This window comes from Clostridium sp. CX1 (assembly GCF_025398335.1).
In the GTDB taxonomy this organism is placed as follows: domain Bacteria; phylum Bacillota; class Clostridia; order Clostridiales; family Clostridiaceae; genus Clostridium_AM; species Clostridium_AM tanneri.
Genome location: NZ_JAODOO010000062.1, coordinates 1 through 581, shown reverse-complemented (window position 1 = coordinate 581; position 581 = coordinate 1). Strand labels below are relative to the sequence as shown.

The following is a 581-nucleotide window of genomic DNA, read 5'->3' as shown; positions in this document are numbered from 1 at the left end:
TACAGAATGATAAAACTCCAGTTAGAGAAACAAAAAACTAACTTGAGTCTATTAACTGTACACAAATATATGAAAGAACTAAATCTTAAATCTGTTGCCTTTAGAAAGAAGCCTAATTATGTAAAGGGGACTCCTCATAAGGTCTTTGAAAACTTATTGAATAGAGACTTTACAGCATCTCAAAAAAATCTAAAGTGGTGCACTGATTTTACTTATATTCGTTCTTCTTCTGGTAAGATGTTATATAACTGCTGCATATTAGATTTACATGATAGAAGCATTATGGCAAGTAAAATATCTACAAATATAACTTCAGATTTAGCTATAGAAACTCTTAAGGAAGCAATTACTACGCATAAGCCCTCCTCAGAATTAATCCTACATAGTGACCAAGGCTCTCAATATACCTCTAAAGCTTTCACAGACTTTTGCAGTACTAATAATGTTAAGCAATCTATGAGTAAAGCAGGGTGTCCTTATGACAATGCTCCTATGGAGTCTTTTTATGGAAAACTTAAGAATGAACATTTAAATCACTACACTATTAAAAATAGTTCTCATCTAACCGAATTGATTAATGA

1 protein-coding gene is annotated in these 581 nt (G+C 31.5%); it reads left to right on the top strand.

The genetic code is table 11. From position 1 onward, the window contains the following. Positions 1-6 precede the first annotated feature (6 nt). Positions 7-581: IS3 family transposase (locus N4T77_RS20145; protein ID WP_261673644.1), on the top strand; the 575-nt coding region annotated here is incomplete at its 3' end.